This window comes from Pseudomonas sp. GW823-FHT02E01 (genome assembly GCF_058797535.1).
Genome location: NZ_JBXAJS010000011.1, coordinates 37509 through 52797, shown reverse-complemented (window position 1 = coordinate 52797; position 15289 = coordinate 37509). Strand labels below are relative to the sequence as shown.

Annotated in this window: 16 protein-coding genes; 10 read left to right on the top strand and 6 right to left on the bottom strand. The window is 58.5% G+C overall.

Annotated elements, in window-relative coordinates; all coding sequences use genetic code 11:
- The first annotated feature begins 13 nt into the window (after positions 1–13).
- The 6 genes from lpdA to AC1RDQ_RS23705 all read left to right on the top strand — a co-directional run bounded on the left by lpdA (position 14) and on the right by AC1RDQ_RS23705 (position 6821).
- On the top strand, positions 14–1450 hold the full coding sequence (gene lpdA, locus AC1RDQ_RS23730) for a dihydrolipoyl dehydrogenase (RefSeq protein ID WP_007998079.1): 1437 nt from the start codon (positions 14–16) through the stop codon (positions 1448–1450).
- 196 nt (positions 1451–1646) lie between these two features.
- Positions 1647–2813 (top strand): ADP-forming succinate--CoA ligase subunit beta, encoded by a 1167-nt coding sequence (sucC, locus tag AC1RDQ_RS23725; protein ID WP_007919879.1) that lies wholly within the window; start codon positions 1647–1649, stop codon positions 2811–2813.
- Positions 2813–3694 (top strand): succinate--CoA ligase subunit alpha, encoded by an 882-nt coding sequence (gene sucD, locus AC1RDQ_RS23720; RefSeq protein WP_007919877.1) that lies wholly within the window; start codon positions 2813–2815, stop codon positions 3692–3694. Before sucC ends, sucD begins: the two co-directional genes overlap by 1 nt.
- A 402-nt stretch (positions 3695–4096) precedes the next feature.
- Complete coding sequence (brnQ, locus tag AC1RDQ_RS23715) at positions 4097–5410, top strand: branched-chain amino acid transport system II carrier protein (RefSeq protein ID WP_057715825.1); 1314 nt, start codon at positions 4097–4099, stop codon at positions 5408–5410.
- A 272-nt stretch (positions 5411–5682) separates the two neighbouring features.
- Positions 5683–6420 carry a DUF599 domain-containing protein gene (locus AC1RDQ_RS23710; protein WP_057715824.1) on the top strand — a complete coding sequence of 246 codons (738 nt, stop codon included), beginning with the start codon at positions 5683–5685 and terminating at the stop codon, positions 6418–6420.
- Positions 6420–6821, top strand: coding sequence for an MAPEG family protein (locus AC1RDQ_RS23705; RefSeq protein WP_057715823.1), 402 nt, complete (start codon positions 6420–6422; stop codon positions 6819–6821). Before AC1RDQ_RS23710 ends, AC1RDQ_RS23705 begins: the two co-directional genes overlap by 1 nt.
- 67 nt (positions 6822–6888) lie before the next feature.
- Here AC1RDQ_RS23705 and AC1RDQ_RS23700 read toward each other — a convergent pair whose 3' ends face one another.
- Positions 6889–7161 carry a hypothetical protein gene (locus AC1RDQ_RS23700; RefSeq protein ID WP_057716651.1) on the bottom strand — a complete coding sequence of 91 codons (273 nt, stop codon included), beginning with the start codon at positions 7159–7161 and terminating at the stop codon, positions 6889–6891.
- A 158-nt stretch (positions 7162–7319) separates the two neighbouring features.
- Between AC1RDQ_RS23700 and AC1RDQ_RS23695 the strand changes: the two genes are divergently transcribed.
- From AC1RDQ_RS23695 to AC1RDQ_RS23680, 4 genes are all read left to right on the top strand, one after another.
- Positions 7320–7796, top strand: a complete 477-nt coding sequence (locus AC1RDQ_RS23695) for a PaaI family thioesterase (protein ID WP_492588295.1) — start codon at positions 7320–7322, stop codon at positions 7794–7796.
- Positions 7793–8245: a PaaI family thioesterase gene (locus AC1RDQ_RS23690; protein WP_057715821.1), complete on the top strand. Its 453-nt coding sequence runs from the start codon at positions 7793–7795 to the stop codon at positions 8243–8245. The genes AC1RDQ_RS23695 and AC1RDQ_RS23690 overlap by 4 nt, the downstream gene beginning before the upstream one ends.
- An 81-nt stretch (positions 8246–8326) precedes the next feature.
- A complete protein-coding gene (gene htpG / locus AC1RDQ_RS23685) occupies positions 8327–10231 on the top strand; it encodes a molecular chaperone HtpG (protein WP_492588294.1) in 1905 nt (634 codons plus the stop codon).
- 67 nt (positions 10232–10298) lie between these two features.
- Positions 10299–11027, top strand: coding sequence for a dienelactone hydrolase family protein (locus tag AC1RDQ_RS23680; RefSeq protein WP_489340034.1), 729 nt, complete (start codon positions 10299–10301; stop codon positions 11025–11027).
- A 284-nt stretch (positions 11028–11311) separates the two neighbouring features.
- On the opposite strand, the gene AC1RDQ_RS23675 is transcribed toward AC1RDQ_RS23680, so the two are convergent.
- The 5 genes from AC1RDQ_RS23675 to purM form a co-directional block, all read right to left on the bottom strand.
- Positions 11312–12172: a pirin family protein gene (locus AC1RDQ_RS23675; RefSeq protein ID WP_057715819.1), complete on the bottom strand. Its 861-nt coding sequence runs from the start codon at positions 12170–12172 to the stop codon at positions 11312–11314.
- A gap of 62 nt (positions 12173–12234) precedes the next feature.
- Entirely contained in the window at positions 12235–12651 is a 417-nt protein-coding gene (locus AC1RDQ_RS23670) for an OsmC family protein (RefSeq protein ID WP_057715818.1), read from the bottom strand.
- A gap of 202 nt (positions 12652–12853) precedes the next feature.
- A complete protein-coding gene (locus tag AC1RDQ_RS23665) occupies positions 12854–13567 on the bottom strand; it encodes a DUF3108 domain-containing protein (RefSeq protein ID WP_057715817.1) in 714 nt (237 codons plus the stop codon).
- 8 nt (positions 13568–13575) lie between these two features.
- Entirely contained in the window at positions 13576–14226 is a 651-nt protein-coding gene (gene purN / locus AC1RDQ_RS23660) for a phosphoribosylglycinamide formyltransferase (protein WP_407515228.1), read from the bottom strand.
- Positions 14226–15284: a phosphoribosylformylglycinamidine cyclo-ligase gene (gene purM, locus AC1RDQ_RS23655; protein ID WP_057716649.1), complete on the bottom strand. Its 1059-nt coding sequence runs from the start codon at positions 15282–15284 to the stop codon at positions 14226–14228. Before purM ends, purN begins: the two co-directional genes overlap by 1 nt.
- Positions 15285–15289 lie beyond the last annotated feature (5 nt).

The following is a 15289-nucleotide window of genomic DNA, read 5'->3' as shown; positions in this document are numbered from 1 at the left end:
GAGGATTTTTTGAATGTCGCAGAAATTTGACGTAGTAGTGATCGGCGCTGGCCCTGGCGGCTATGTGGCTGCCATCAAGGCCGCTCAGCTTGGTCTTTCGACGGCCTGCATCGAGAAGTACACCGACAAGGAAGGCAAACTGGCTCTGGGCGGTACCTGCCTGAACGTCGGCTGCATTCCATCCAAGGCCCTGCTGGACAGTTCGTGGAAATTCCACGAAGCCCAGGACGGTTTCGCGATCCACGGTATCAATCACGCTGGCGTGACCATGGACGTGCCGGCGATGGTCGGCCGTAAAGCCAACATCGTCAAAGGCCTGACCTCCGGCGTTGCGACCCTGTTCAAAGCCAACGGTGTGACCTCGATCCAGGGTCACGGCAAGCTGCTGGCCGGCAAGAAAGTTGAAGTCACCAAGCCTGATGGCTCGGTAGAAATCATCGAAGCCGAAAACGTCATCCTGGCTCCAGGTTCGCGTCCGATCGACATTCCGCCAGCTCCGGTTGACCAGAATGTGATCGTCGATTCGACTGGTGCCCTGGAATTCCAATCCGTACCCAAGCGTCTGGGCGTGATCGGCGCTGGCGTGATCGGTCTGGAACTGGGTTCGGTCTGGTCGCGTCTGGGTGCAGAAGTGACTGTCCTGGAAGCCCTGGACACCTTCCTGATGGCAGCGGACACCGCTGTTTCCAAGGAAGCGCTGAAAACCCTGACCAAACAGGGTCTGGACATCAAGCTGGGCGCTCGCGTCACCGGTTCCAAAGTGAACGGCGACGAAGTCGTGGTGAACTACACCGATGCCAAGGGCGAACAGAACATCACTTTCGACAAGCTGATCGTAGCCGTTGGTCGCCGTCCGGTGACCACTGATCTGTTGGCTGCCGACTGCGGCGTGACCCTGGACGAGCGCGGTTTCGTGCACGTTGACGATCACTGCGCCACCACCGTACCGGGCGTTTACGCCATCGGCGACGTGGTTCGCGGCATGATGCTGGCACACAAGGCCTCGGAAGAGGGCATCATGGTTGTCGAGCGCATCAAGGGCCACAAGGCCCAGATGAACTATGATCTGATCCCTTCGGTTATTTATACTCACCCGGAAATCGCGTGGGTCGGTAAAACCGAGCAGGCCTTGAAAGCTGAAGGCGTTGAAGTTAACGTCGGCACCTTCCCGTTCGCAGCCTCTGGCCGTGCCATGGCTGCCAACGACACCGGTGGTTTCGTCAAGGTCATCGCAGATGCCAAGACAGACCGCGTATTGGGCGTCCACGTGATTGGCCCGAGCGCTGCGGAACTGGTTCAGCAGGGCGCGATCGGTATGGAATTCGGCACCAGCGCTGAAGACCTGGGCATGATGGTTTTCTCCCATCCGACCCTGTCTGAAGCCTTGCACGAAGCTGCTTTGGCTGTGAATGGCGGCGCCATCCACATCGCCAACCGCAAGAAGCGTTAAGACAATAAGAAACCACGGCGGAATGGCCCGTCGTGAGCCTTGCATGCAAGACTCACCGCGGAATATCCGCTGGACGCAGTCTTGCATAGCTGCACCGGGTATCCGGAAAGGCTATGCAAGCAGCAGTCACAGGTGGTGCGGCACTTGAATGAGTGCAGCACCGAATGCGCAGTACCTAACGAAGACGGTAATAAGCATGAATCTTCACGAGTATCAGGGTAAGCAGCTGTTCGCTGAGTACGGCCTGCCAGTTTCCACCGGTTACGCGGTAGACACCCCGGAAGCAGCAGCAGAAGCTTGCGACAAAATCGGCGGCAGCGAGTGGGTTGTCAAAGCCCAGGTCCACGCCGGTGGTCGCGGTAAAGCGGGCGGCGTAAAGCTGGTTCGCAGCAAAGAAGACGCCAAAGCCTTCGCACAGCAGTGGCTGGGCAAGCGTCTGGTGACTTACCAGACTGACGCCAATGGTCAGCCAGTCACCAAGATCCTGGTTGAATCGTGCACTGATATCGCTAAAGAGCTGTACCTGGGCGCTGTCGTTGACCGTTCGAGCCGTCGTATCGTGTTCATGGCTTCCACCGAAGGTGGCGTGGACATCGAGAAAATCGCTCACGACACTCCAGAAAAAATTCTGAAAGCCACTATCGATCCACTGGTTGGCGCTCAGCCATTCCAGGGTCGCGAGCTGGCATTCCAGTTGGGTCTGGAAGGCAAGCAAGTTGCCCAGTTCGCCAAGATCTTCGTAGGTCTGGCCAAACTGTTCAAGGATCACGACCTGGCCCTGCTGGAAGTGAACCCGCTGGTGATCAAGGCTGACGGCGATCTGCACTGCCTGGACGCCAAGATCAACATCGACGCCAACGCCATGTACCGTCAGCCTAAGCTGAAGACTTTCCACGATCCGTCGCAAGACGATCCGCGCGAAGCGCACGCTGCCAAGTTCGAACTGAACTACGTAGCGCTGGAAGGCAACATCGGTTGCATGGTCAACGGTGCTGGCCTGGCCATGGGTACCATGGACATCGTCAACCTGCATGGCGGCAAACCAGCCAACTTCCTCGACGTGGGCGGTGGTGCTACCAAGGAACGCGTTACCGAAGCGTTCAAGATCATTCTGTCCGACACCAACGTCGCTGCAGTACTGGTCAACATCTTCGGCGGCATCGTTCGCTGCGACATGATTGCCGAAGGCATCATCGGTGCAGTGAAAGAAGTCGGCGTGAAAATCCCGGTTGTTGTTCGCCTTGAAGGCAACAACGCTGAGCTGGGCGCTAAAGTACTGGCAGAAAGCGGTTTGAACATCATCGCTGCTACCAGCCTGACCGACGCTGCTCAACAAGTTGTCAAAGCTGCGGAGGGCAAATAATGAGCGTCCTGATCAATAAAGACACCAAAGTTATCTGCCAGGGTATTACCGGTTCGCAAGGTAGTTTCCACACCCAGCAAGCCATCGAGTACGGCACCAAGATGGTTGGTGGTGTAACTCCAGGCAAAGGCGGCACCGAGCACCTGGGCCTGCCAGTGTTCAACACCGTTAAAGACGCCGTAGCTGCCACTGGCGCCACCGCAAGCGTGATCTACGTTCCGGCTCCTTTCTGCAAAGATTCGATCCTGGAAGCTGCTTTCGGCGGCATCAAGCTGATCGTGTGCATCACCGAAGGCATTCCTACCCTGGACATGCTGGACGCTAAAGTTAAGTGCGACGAGCTGGGCGTAGTCCTGATCGGCCCTAACTGCCCAGGCGTGATCACCCCAGGCGAATGCAAGATCGGCATCATGCCAGGTCACATTCACTTGCCAGGCAAGGTCGGTATCGTTTCCCGTTCCGGCACCCTGACCTACGAAGCTGTGAAGCAGACTACTGACGCCGGTTTCGGTCAGTCGACTTGCGTCGGCATCGGTGGTGACCCGATCCCGGGTTCGAACTTCATCGACATCCTGAAGCTGTTCCAGGAAGACCCGAAGACCGAAGCGATCGTGATGATCGGTGAGATCGGCGGTTCGGCTGAAGAAGAAGCGGCTGCCTACATCAAGGCACACGTGACCAAGCCGGTTGTATCCTACATCGCTGGTGTGACTGCTCCTCCGGGCAAGCGCATGGGCCATGCTGGCGCAATCATCTCTGGCGGCAAAGGCACTGCAGACGAGAAATTCGCTGCTCTGCAAGACGCAGGCGTTAAAACCGTGCGTTCGCTGGCAGACATCGGCAAGGCCCTGGCCGAGCTGACTGGTTGGGCTGTCAAGTAAGCCTCGCGCTTAGCTGACGCTTCACCAAACAAAGGCCACCTTCGGGTGGCCTTTGTCGTTTCCGGGGTTTGCGTTGACAGTGCGGACGCCATCGCGAGCAAGCTCGCTCCCACATTGGAACGCGGTCAACTGTGGGAGCGAGCTTGCTCGCGATGGCGGACTGACAGGCGACATCTATCAACATGCAGAAACGCGACACAAAGATGTCGTATATCGGATAGTTCGCCCTCTAACAGTGCGTTTATCGGTCAAATTCGTTAGTCTATGCGCCATTTTTGCGTCTGCGGCCCACAAGGCGCGCAACGCGCTAAAAGGGTCGGTCTTATACGGACTGACAGCATTTCCCTCACCCATAGGGAAATCCCTCTCTAAATTCCGATTCAGTAGTGTGGTATTTCCTTAATGAAAGTGTTGAAAGGCCAGGACATCCTGGCACTTGGTTTTATGACGTTTGCCCTGTTCGTCGGGGCTGGCAACATCATCTTCCCACCTATCGTCGGTTTACAGTCCGGGCCCAATGTCTGGATGGCGGCGCTGGGTTTCCTGGTCACCGCAGTTGGTCTGCCGGTGATCACTGTTGTGGCGCTGGCCAAGGTCGGCGGAGCAATGGATGCCTTGAGCAGCCCGATCGGTAAAGTGGCCGGTGGCCTGCTGGCAGCGGCTTGCTACCTCGCTGTTGGCCCGCTGTTCGCGACGCCACGTACCGCGACGGTATCCTTCGAGGTGGGCCTGGCGCCCCTGACCGGCGAGAGCCCGCTGGCGCTGTTCCTCTACAGCTCGGTTTACTTCCTGCTGGTGTTCTTCATCTCGCTGTATCCGGGCCGTTTGCTGGATACCGTAGGGCGCTTCCTCGCGCCGCTGAAGATCATCGCCCTGGCCGTGCTGGGCATTGCAGCATTCGCCTTGCCGGCCGGTGACATTGGCCATGCAACCCCTGAATACGTTGCAGCACCGTTTTCCCAAGGCTTCATCAATGGTTACCTGACCATGGATACCCTGGGCGCCCTGGTGTTCGGCATCGTCATCGTCAACGCCATCCGTTCCCGCGGCGTCGAGTCGCCAGCACTGATCACCCGTTATGCGATCATCGCCGGGCTCATCGCCGGCGTGGGTCTGGCGCTGGTGTATGTCAGCCTTTTCCGTCTAGGTTCGGGCAGCCATGAAGTGGCCGCTGGCGCTACCAATGGCGCGGCGGTATTGCACGCTTACGTGCAGCACACCTTCGGTTCGCTGGGCAGTGGTTTCCTTGCCGTGCTGATCTCCCTGGCGTGCCTGGTGACCGCGGTCGGCCTGACCTGTGCCTGCGCCGAGTACTTCAGCCGTGTGGTGCCGTTGTCTTACAAGACACTGGTGATCATCCTGGCGGCGTTCTCGCTGCTGGTGTCCAACCTGGGCCTGACCAAGCTGATCGCGTTCTCGATCCCGGTACTGACCGCGATCTACCCGCCGTGCATCGTTCTGGTGGCGTTGAGCTTCTGCAAGGACTTCTGGCATGAGCAGGGTCGTATCCTCGGCCCGGTGATGCTGGTGTCGTTCATCTTCGGCCTGATCGATGCCCTTAAGGGGGCCGGCCTGGCGGACTGGATGCCGACACAAATGGCCCACCTGCCGCTTAGCGAGCAGGGCCTGGCGTGGTTGGTGCCGTCGGTGATGACGCTGGTGGTCGCCGTGGTCTGCGACCGTATGTTGGGCAAGCGCGAAGAAGCGCTGGCTTAAGCTTTACCGGCCCGTCACAAACGGGCCTGTGAACAAAACAGAAATGCCCCGTATCAATCGATACGGGGCATTTTTTTATGGGGTGATGCGGTGTCTTTTCTTCTGCGCTAACGTCGAAATACTGCCATGGCCCTTGTAGGAGCGAGCTTGCTCGCGAAGGTCGTGAACTATAGCGCGTGATTTCTGGATAAACGCGTTGCTCTCAGGGTCTTCGCGAGCAAGCTCGCTCCTACAGGGTTTATGTACACCGCAAACACATCACAAGGATCTGCATGTCGTTCATCCAAGCCAACCTGATCCACATTCTTGCCGCCGTCTGGTTTGTTATCTGCTGGGGCGGGTACACCCGCTATGCCACATGGAAAGGCCGTGACACCGCGTGCCTGGCCAGTGTGCTGCACCTGTATCGTGAAGACTGGATGCGCCGCATGCTGCTGCGCGACAACCGCATCGCCGATGCCAGCGTGATCGGCAATCTGGAGCGCAATGCGTCGTTCTTCGCCTCCAGTACATTGATTATCCTGGCCGGTATTCTCACGGTATTGGGGGCTTCGGAACGGGCGGTATCGTTGTTGGCGGATATCCCGATGGTGCAACAGGCGTCCCAGGGCATGTCGGAAATCAAGTTGCTGTGCCTGGCGCTGGTGTTTGTCTATGCGTTCTTCACGTTCAGCTGGTGCATGCGCCAGTACAACTTTGCGGCGGTACTGGTGGGTTCGGCGCCGATGGTCGGTGAGCGCCATGTATCGGAGCAAGAGCGCAAAGCATTCGCGTCACGCGCCGCTCGCGTCATCTCCATGGCTGCCAACCAGTTCAACTTCGGGCTGCGTTCCTACTACTTCGGCATGACCATGCTGGCCTGGTTTGTCAGCCCGTGGCTGTTCATGTTGATGAGTGCCGGCGTCGTGTTTGTTTTGTACCACCGCGAGTTTCATTCCGACGTTCTTGATGTGATGGTCTATACCCCTACAGAGGCGCCGTTGCCGGAGGCAATTAAAGAGGCAGCTTGATGAGTATTCCATTCTGGTGCGTGTTTATCAGTGCGGTGTTGATTTATCTGGCGCGAATGCCCGTGACCAGGGCCATGAAAGAGCAGGGTGGTTACGATAACCACCTGCCGCGCCAACAGCAGATGCAACTCACAGGTCTGGGAGCTCGGGCGGTGGCGGCGCATCAGAACAGTTTCGAAGCGTTCATATTGTTCGCGGTGGGTGTGTTGATGGCGCATACCACGCAGACGGCGGGCTGGCTGATCGACTGCCTGGCGATCATATTCGTGATCACGCGGGTTATTTACCTGGTGTGTTACTGGAAGGATCTGGCCTGGCAGCGCAGTTTGGTTTGGCTGGTGGGATTGATCTGTTCGCTGTTGTTGATGATTAGTCCGACTTTTCGAACGATTTTGCTCTAACCATTTTTTTTAAGGCAAAAGAAAACCCGCACTTGGCGGGTTTTCTTTTGCCACTCTAAAAACCGTATTAGTTCTTAGGTGCTTCTGGAGCGGCCGGAGCGGCCGGAGCGGCTGGAGCGGCCTCTTTTGCCGCTTCTGCGTTCGATTCGGCCTGAGCTTTGGCAGCTTCGGCGTTTTCTTTCGCAGCGTCGTTCACTTTATCCTGAGCTTTGTTCATGTCCTGCTGAGCTTGCTCGGCATGTTTGGTCGCATCTTGAGCTTTGTCCTCGGATTTTTTATCGCAGGCAGCGAGACCGAGGGAAGCGGTCAACATCAAGGCAATAGCTAAAGTCTTACGCATGGGGTGTTTCTCCTGATGAAAAGCATCTACTGGCATTAAGAGCCCACGCATCAGGGTTAAGTTCCTTAATTTTTTCAGATATATAAGTTTGTTCTAGTGTGGAACTTTTACCCGGACCGCCACCGCACTGTACAGACATAAACAAGAGTTTTTATCAAATGACTGAAAACCCCGTTTTTGAGCGTGCAAAGCGCTTTCTGTCGGCGCTGCGACATTGCCAGGTACTTGGACTAAGCGTTCACAGCGCCAGCAACGAAGGGCTGACGATTGTGCTGCCGTACAGCCCGCAGATCGTCGGCAATCCCGAAACCGGCGTGATTCATGGCGGAGCGCTGACTTCGCTGATGGACACCGCCTGTGGCATGGCGACCCTCTGCGTGCTCCCGGAATTCGAAGTCTGCCCGACTCTGGACCTGCGCATCGACTACATGCACGCCGCCGAACCACATAAGGATGTCTACGGCTTTGCCCAGTGCTATCGGGTCACCACCGACGTGATTTTTGCCCGTGGCTTCGCCTATCAGGATGACCCCGGGCAACCCATTGCCCATGTGATGGGCACTTTCATGCGCATGGGAAAGAACATCAAAGGCACCAAGGGCTTTGGTGGCGCGGTTACCGGAGGTGCGCAATGAGCGAGTCGCTGAAAGATCAGTTGCAAAAGGCCCATGAACAGGGCGATTACGCCTCGTTGCTGGATTTGATTCCCTATGCCCGGCTGATCGGCGTCGAATGTTCCCGGGTGGGAGATGAGTTGTTGTTCAAGCTGCCAGCGAACCAGGACAACATCGGTAACCCCTTGTTGCCGGCGATTCATGGCGGTGTGATCGCCGGTTTCATGGAATTGGCCGCGGCGCTGCACCTGTTGGTGTTTACCGGAACGCCCGGGGTGCCGAAGATCATCGACTTCTCCCTGGATTACCTGCGGGCCGGGCAGTTTCGCGATACCTGGGCCCGATGCCAGGTTTGGCGCCAGGGTCGCCGGGTCGCCAATGTGGCGATTACCGCCTGGCAAAGCACCGAAGCCGAGCCCATTGCCACGGCCCGTGCACATTTCAAACTCGAAGAGCCCTTGAAATCCTGAACTCAGCCCCAAACTCTGAGGACAACCCGCCGTCGATCCTCAAGGTCGCGGCTTATGCCATCTGATTGGAGTTTGATGACCATGAGTGTGGAAACTCAAAAGGAAACCCTGGGCTTCCAGACCGAGGTGAAGCAGCTGCTGCATCTCATGATCCATTCGCTGTATTCCAACAAGGAAATTTTCCTTCGCGAATTGATCTCGAACGCCTCTGACGCTGTCGACAAGTTACGTTTCGAAGCCCTGGCCAAGCCAGAGCTGCTGGAAGGTGGCGCCGAACTGAAAATCCGCGTGAGCTTCGACAAGGACGCTAAAACCGTCACCCTCGAAGACAACGGTATTGGCATGAGCCGCGAAGACGCGATCACCCACCTGGGTACCATCGCCAAGTCCGGCACTGCCGATTTCATGAAGCACCTGACCGGCGACCAGAAGAAAGACTCGCACCTGATCGGCCAGTTTGGCGTTGGTTTCTACTCCGCCTTCATCGTCGCCGACAAAGTCGATGTGTTCAGCCGTCGCGCCGGCAGCTCGGCCAGCGAAGGCGTGCATTGGTCGTCCAAAGGCGAAGGCGATTTCGAAGTCGCAACCGTCGACAAGGCTGAGCGCGGCACTCGCATCGTCCTGCACCTGAAGTCCGGTGAAGACGAGTTCGCCGATGGCTGGCGTCTGCGCAACATCATCAAGAAGTACTCCGATCACATCGCCTTGCCGATCGAGCTGCCGAAAGAAGTGGCCGCTGCCGAAGGTGAAGAACAGCCGGCCGTTGAGTGGGAAACCGTCAACCGCGCCAGCGCCCTGTGGACCCGTCCGCGTACCGATATCAAGGACGAGGAATACCAGGAGTTCTACAAGCACATCGCTCACGATTTCGAAAATCCGCTGAGCTGGAGCCACAACAAGGTCGAAGGCAAGCTCGAATACAGCTCATTGCTGTACGTGCCGACCCGTGCGCCGTTCGACCTGTACCAGCGTGAGGCGCCGAAAGGCCTGAAGCTGTACGTGCAGCGCGTGTTCGTCATGGATCAGGCCGAGTCCTTCCTGCCGCTGTACCTGCGCTTCATCAAGGGCGTGGTCGACTCCAACGACCTGTCGCTGAACGTGTCGCGGGAAATCCTGCAGAAAGACCCGATCATCGACTCGATGAAGTCGGCGCTGACCAAGCGCGTCCTGGACATGCTGGAAAAACTGGCGAAGAACGAGCCTGAGCAATACAAGGGCTTCTGGAAAAACTTCGGTCAGGTCATGAAAGAAGGCCCGGCAGAAGATTTCGCTAACAAGGAAAAAATCGCCGGTCTGCTGCGTTTCGCATCGACCCACGGCGATGATGGCGAGCAGGTTGTCGGCCTGGCCGAGTACCTGGCGCGCGCCAAGGAAGGTCAGGACAAGATCTACTACCTGACCGGCGAAACCTACGCCCAGGTCAAGAACAGCCCGCACCTGGAAGTCTTCCGCAAGAAAGGCATCGAAGTGCTGCTGCTGACCGACCGTATCGACGAGTGGCTGATGAGCTACCTCAGCGACTTCGACGGCAAGAGCTTTGTCGACGTAGCGCGCGGTGACCTGGACCTGGGCAACCTGGACTCGGAAGAGGACAAGAAGGCAGCGGAAGAAGTCGCCAAGGCCAAAGAAGGTCTGGTCGAGCGTCTGAAAACCGCATTGGGCGAGTCCGTTGCTGAAGTGCGGGTTTCCCATCGCCTGACCGACTCCCCGGCAATCCTGGCCATCGGTGAGCAGGACCTGGGCTTGCAGATGCGCCAGATCCTGGAAGCCAGCGGTCAGAAGGTTCCGGATTCGAAGCCGATCTTCGAATTCAACCCGGCTCACCCGCTGATCGAGAAGCTCGACAACGAGCAGAGCGACGAGCGCTTCGGCGACCTGTCGCACATCCTCTTCGATCAGGCGGCCCTGGCGGCCGGCGACAGCTTGAAAGACCCGGCGGCCTATGTGCGCCGTCTGAACAAGCTGTTGGTCGAGCTATCGGCCTGACGGTGTTGTAGAAAAACCCGCTTCGGCGGGTTTTTTCATTTCGGTGCTAAAACATCAGGAGTCAGAAATGAGCCAAATCACTGTACGTTCCGTTGCCTATCAGATTGACGGCCAGGCTTACGAAAGCCGTCTGGCCTTCGATGCCGACCATAAAGGCCCGCGCCCGGGCTTGTTGATGGCGCCGAACTGGATGGGCGTCAGCGCCGGTGCCGAGGAGATCGCCAAGTCGGTGGCATCCAAGGGTTATGTGGTACTGATCGCAGACCTTTACGGTCAATCGGTTCGACCGACGAACAATGACGAGGCCGGCGCGGCCATGATGCCGTTGAAGAATGACCGCCCATTGCTGCGCAAGCGCATGCAGGTGGCGTTCGAGCAGCTACAAAGCCAGGGTGAAGTGGCTGTCGATACTTCGAAACTGGCCACTTTCGGTTTCTGCTTCGGCGGTTGCTGTGCCCTGGAGTTTGCCCGTACCGGCGCGCCGGTGAAGGCCGCGGTGTCGTTCCACGGCACGCTGGACACACCGAATCCGGCTGATGCGAAAAACATCAAGGGTAAGGTCCTGGTGCTGCATGGCGCATCCGATCCATTGGTGCCGAAGGAGCAGTTGCCGGCGTTCGAAGACGAAATGAACGCGGCGGGTGTGGACTGGCAGTTGCTGAGCTATGGCGGTGCGTTCCACTCGTTCACCGACCCGCACGCCAATGTGCCGGGCATGATGATGTATGACGCCAAGGTGGCTGCCCGGGCGTTCACGTCGATGCATAACTTGCTGGATGAAGTGTTCAAGGGCTGATAGCTGTTTTCAGCCTGGATGGGGCCGGTGTCTTCGCCGGCCCCATCGCGAGCAAGCTCGCTCCCACAGGGGAATGGTGTCGTACACAATTCTTGCGGCCGACACGGTCAACTGTGGGAGCGAGCTTGCTCGCGATGGCGGCATAACTGGCGCTGAAGTTTTCAGGGCAATTCGAACCTCTCACTCCCACAGGGGAAATGTGTCGTACACAATTCTTGCGGCCGGCACGGTCAACTGTGGGAGCGAGCTTGCTCGCGATGGCGGCATAACGGGTGCTGAAAGTTTCAGGGCAGTTCGATTCGCTCAACTTCCCCGGGCACCGTCGGCCAATCCCCGGCTGCCCAACGCCGGCGTGCTTCATCAATCGCCGCCGGATCGCTCGCGACAAAATTCCAGTTGATCCGCCGCGGCCCGTCCAGCGGAGCACCGCCGAACAACACGGCGTGACTGTCGCTTTCGGCAAACAGTGTCATCTCTTCCCCCGCAGGCAGTACCACCAGCGAGTACGGCTCTATTGGCTCGCCATCGAGTTGCACTTCGCCGCTCAACACATACAGCGCACGTTCTTCATGCTCGGTGGGAATCAGCAATGTCGTCGCCGTTTGCAGGTGCAGTTCCGCGTACAGCGTAGGAGAAAGCACTGGCACTGGCGATTCCAGGCAAAAGCCTGACCCGGCAATCATGCGAATCTTCACTCCCAGGTTTTCGCTGACCGGCAATGTGGACGCAGGATGGTGGCTGTAATGCCCCGGACCTTGTTCTTTATCCTTGGGTGAAGCCAGCCAGATCTGCAGGCCGTGCATCGTGAAGCCGCTTTCCTTCAGGGCCTCGGGCGTGCGTTCGACGTGGGCAATGGCGCTGCCGGCCGTCATCCAGCTGACGTCGCCAGTCCCGACCACTTGATCGGAACCGAGACTGTCCTTGTGCTGGATCTGCCCCTGGAACAAGTAGGTGAGGGTGGACAGGCCAATGTGTGGATGCTGGCGAATGTTCATGCCTTTGCCCGGTGGATAACGGGTTTCCAGCATGTGGTCGAAAAACACGAATGGCCCGACGCTGCGGCACTTGGCCGAAGGCAGCGGGCGGAGAATCGGCTGGCCCTCGACATCTTCGGTGCGGGGGCGGATCACGAGCGGAGTGTTCATGGTGCGTTCCAGGCTGAGCGGGTAATGCGTTCGAGCATAACCCGCTTGGGCAGCCCTTGCCGCTATTGGCTGAACGCGCCTTCGGACAAATGCGTTTCGATGCTGACTTCAGACGTGGTCATCAGCTTGTGGATCGGGCAGCGATCGGCCACACGGTGCAGTTCATCGCGCTGGGCGTCGGTGAGTACGCCCTTGAGGGTCAGTTTGACGTGCAGCGCGTACTGGCCTTTCTGTTCCAGGCTGTTGTCGCGCTTGACCTCGACGCCGACACCGGTCAGCGGGATGTCTTTCTTCCTGGCATACAGCTTCAGGGTCAGGGCTTTGCAGGCACCCAGCGCGGCATCGAAATAATCGTGTGGCTCCGGCGCCGAACCCTCTCCGCCAGCCGTGGCGGGCGCGTCGGCGAAGAGTTCGTGGTCATCGATCTGGACGCTGTGGCGCAAACCTTCGGCAGAAACGGTGTTGACGGTAACAGTCATGGCAAACCTCGCAGGCGACAGGAAAACTCATTCGATCAAAAAATGACCTTGAGGGTATAGAGCCATCGCGTTTGTCGGGTGTTCCAATCTGTAGGAGCGAGCTTGCTTGCGATGATCTCACTGGCACTGCGTGTATCCGCCAGGGCGAGTCATCGTTAAAGTCCATCGCGAGCAAGCTCGCTCCTACTGGTCTCGATCCGGATCAGCTGCCTTTGACTGGCTTGCCGTTGACCGTGCCGTCCAGGAGCATGATGTTGTATTCCTTGCCGTCGGTTTCGACCTGTTGCAGGCGGACCAGCAGGTAGTCCCAATCCTTGGCGAACCACAGCACGGTGATGCGCTTGCTTTGCGTCGGATCGCGTACGCGCTCGACCTTGATCGCATCGATCTGGCCAGCCTTGGTGTCGACTTTTTCCGAGCCCAGCACACGGAAGTCATAGGTATCGACTTCGCCATCATCGACAACCTGATAGCTCATGCTCTTTTTGCCGGCAGCCACGTCATGTTGCAGCGCCAGTTGATAGGTGGATTTGTCGACCATGCCGCGGTTCAGCGGAATATCGACCGCGTCACCACGATCGGTGCCGGTGACCTTTTTCGCGGCCCAGTCGAAATCCAGGTCGGCTTTCTTGGCTTTGCCCAGGCCGCCACGCTCGAAGTGGTAGGACTGGGGCAGCAAGGTGTCCTTATCCACGGTCAGGGTGCTTTCTTCGGACAGGCTGGCGATCATCATCGAAGCCTTGAAGCTGAGCTTCCAGACGCCGTTGGCTTCCTTGGTCAGGCTGCGCTCGGCAGTGCCACTCATGGGCAGCTGTTTCCAGTCGGCGGTGTAGCTGGCGGAGAAAGGTTGAAGGTCTGCCGCCTGGGCGAAGGGCAAGGCGAGCAGAGCGCAAGCGAAGAGCAGGGCGCGACGCATAAAATCTCCTAGTTTCGAATCAAGTGGCCGCTGGCCGCGAGTAACTGTCCATCCAGTAAAGCACCTTGCTCGCCGAGGGCTAGACGACCTTCGGCAAACCAGCGTACGGCCATCGGGTAGATCAGGTGTTCCTGAACATGGACCCGCTGCGCCAGACTCTGCGGCGAATCCTGTAACTCTACCGGTATTACAGCTTGTACGACCAGTGGTCCGCCATCGAGTTCCTCGGTGACGAAGTGCACGGAGCAGCCGTGCTCGGTGTCGCCAGCCTCCAGCGCGCGCTCATGGGTGTGTAACCCTTTGTGTTTGGGTAGCAGCGAAGGATGGATATTGAGCAGGCGACCCTGATAGTGGCGTACGAAACCAGCGCTGAGAATGCGCATGAATCCGGCGAGTACCACGAGTTTGGGATTGAAGGCGTCGATCAGTTCGATCAGCGCGGCGTCGAAGGCCTCGCGACCTTCGAAAGCCTTGTGATCCAGGGCACGGGTGTCGATACCCGCGTCCCTGGCGCGTTGCAGGCCGTAGGCGTCGGCGCGGTTGGAAATCACCGCAGCGATGCGGACCGGGCTGTCGCCGGTCCGCGTGCTGTCGATCAGGGCCTGCAAGTTACTGCCGGTGCCGGACAACAGCACCACGACATCACAGGTCTTAGGCATCAGTGAGCCTTGAGGTTCTTCAGTTCAACCTGAGCTGCGCCTTCGGCAGCGGTGGAGATCTGGCCGATGACCCAAGGCTGCTCGCCCGCTTCGCGCAGAACGTTCAGGGCGGTTTCAACGTGCTCCTGAGCCACGCAGATGACCATGCCCACGCCGCAGTTCAGCACGCGGTGCATTTCGTTCTCGTCAACGTTGCCTTTCTCTTGCAGCCAGTCGAACACTGCCGGGCGGTTCCAGCTTGCCACGTCAACCACGGCTTGAGCGCCTTTTGGCAGAACGCGCGGGATGTTGTCCAGCAGACCGCCGCCAGTGATGTGGGCCATGGCTTTGACAGCGCCGGTTTCCTTGATCAGCTTGAGCAGCGGCTTCACGTAGATACGGGTCGGGGCCATCAGCAGGTCGGTCAGCGGCTTGCCGTCGAGCTGGATGTTCTCGATGTCGGCGCCGGATACTTCGATGATCTTGCGGATCAGCGAGTAGCCGTTGGAGTGCGGGCCGGAAGACGGCAGGGCGAGCAGGGCATCGCCGGCAGCAACCTTGGAACCGTCGATGATTTCGGATTTTTCCACGACGCCGACGCAGAAACCGGCCAGGTCGTAGTCTTCACCTTCGTACATGCCCGGCATTTCAGCGGTTTCGCCGCCAACCAGCGAGCAGCCCGACAGTTCGCAGCCTGCGCCGATGCCGGTCACAACCTGGGCAGCGGTGTCGACGTTCAGTTTGCCGGTAGCGTAGTAGTCCAGGAAGAACAGCGGCTCGGCGCCGCACACCACCAGGTCGTTGACGCACATGGCAACCAGGTCGATGCCGATGCTGTCGTGCTTGTTCAGATTCAGTGCCAGGCGCAGCTTGGTGCCGACGCCGTCAGTACCGGAAACCAGCACAGGCTGCTTGTAGCCGGCCGGGATTTCGCAGAGGGCGCCGAAACCGCCCAGGCCGCCCATGACTTCCGGGCGCGCAGTGCGCTTGGCGACGCTCTTGATGCGTTCGACCAATGCTTCACCGGCGTCGATGTCTACACCGGCGTCCTTGTAGCTCAGGGAGGGTTGCTTGCTCATGATCC

Bases quoted from the DNA above. Each gene is read 5' to 3' on its own strand.
- purN (WP_407515228.1), bottom strand. From the start codon at position 14,226: ATGCCTAAGACCTGTGATGTCGTGGTGCTGTTGTCCGGCACCGGCAGT.
- AC1RDQ_RS23665 (WP_057715817.1), bottom strand. From the start codon at position 13,567: ATGCGTCGCGCCCTGCTCTTCGCTTGCGCTCTGCTCGCCTTGCCCTTC.
- sucC (WP_007919879.1), top strand. From the start codon at position 1,647: ATGAATCTTCACGAGTATCAGGGTAAGCAGCTGTTCGCTGAGTACGGC.
- AC1RDQ_RS23675 (WP_057715819.1), bottom strand. From the start codon at position 12,172: ATGAACACTCCGCTCGTGATCCGCCCCCGCACCGAAGATGTCGAGGGC.
- AC1RDQ_RS23700 (WP_057716651.1), bottom strand. From the start codon at position 7,161: ATGCGTAAGACTTTAGCTATTGCCTTGATGTTGACCGCTTCCCTCGGT.
- AC1RDQ_RS23690 (WP_057715821.1), top strand. From the start codon at position 7,793: ATGAGCGAGTCGCTGAAAGATCAGTTGCAAAAGGCCCATGAACAGGGC.
- brnQ (WP_057715825.1), top strand. From the start codon at position 4,097: ATGAAAGTGTTGAAAGGCCAGGACATCCTGGCACTTGGTTTTATGACG.
- AC1RDQ_RS23710 (WP_057715824.1), top strand. From the start codon at position 5,683: ATGTCGTTCATCCAAGCCAACCTGATCCACATTCTTGCCGCCGTCTGG.
- AC1RDQ_RS23680 (WP_489340034.1), top strand. From the start codon at position 10,299: ATGAGCCAAATCACTGTACGTTCCGTTGCCTATCAGATTGACGGCCAG.
- htpG (WP_492588294.1), top strand. From the start codon at position 8,327: ATGAGTGTGGAAACTCAAAAGGAAACCCTGGGCTTCCAGACCGAGGTG.
- AC1RDQ_RS23695 (WP_492588295.1), top strand. From the start codon at position 7,320: ATGACTGAAAACCCCGTTTTTGAGCGTGCAAAGCGCTTTCTGTCGGCG.
- purM (WP_057716649.1), bottom strand. From the start codon at position 15,284: ATGAGCAAGCAACCCTCCCTGAGCTACAAGGACGCCGGTGTAGACATC.
- sucD (WP_007919877.1), top strand. From the start codon at position 2,813: ATGAGCGTCCTGATCAATAAAGACACCAAAGTTATCTGCCAGGGTATT.
- AC1RDQ_RS23670 (WP_057715818.1), bottom strand. From the start codon at position 12,651: ATGACTGTTACCGTCAACACCGTTTCTGCCGAAGGTTTGCGCCACAGC.
- AC1RDQ_RS23705 (WP_057715823.1), top strand. From the start codon at position 6,420: ATGAGTATTCCATTCTGGTGCGTGTTTATCAGTGCGGTGTTGATTTAT.
- lpdA (WP_007998079.1), top strand. From the start codon at position 14: ATGTCGCAGAAATTTGACGTAGTAGTGATCGGCGCTGGCCCTGGCGGC.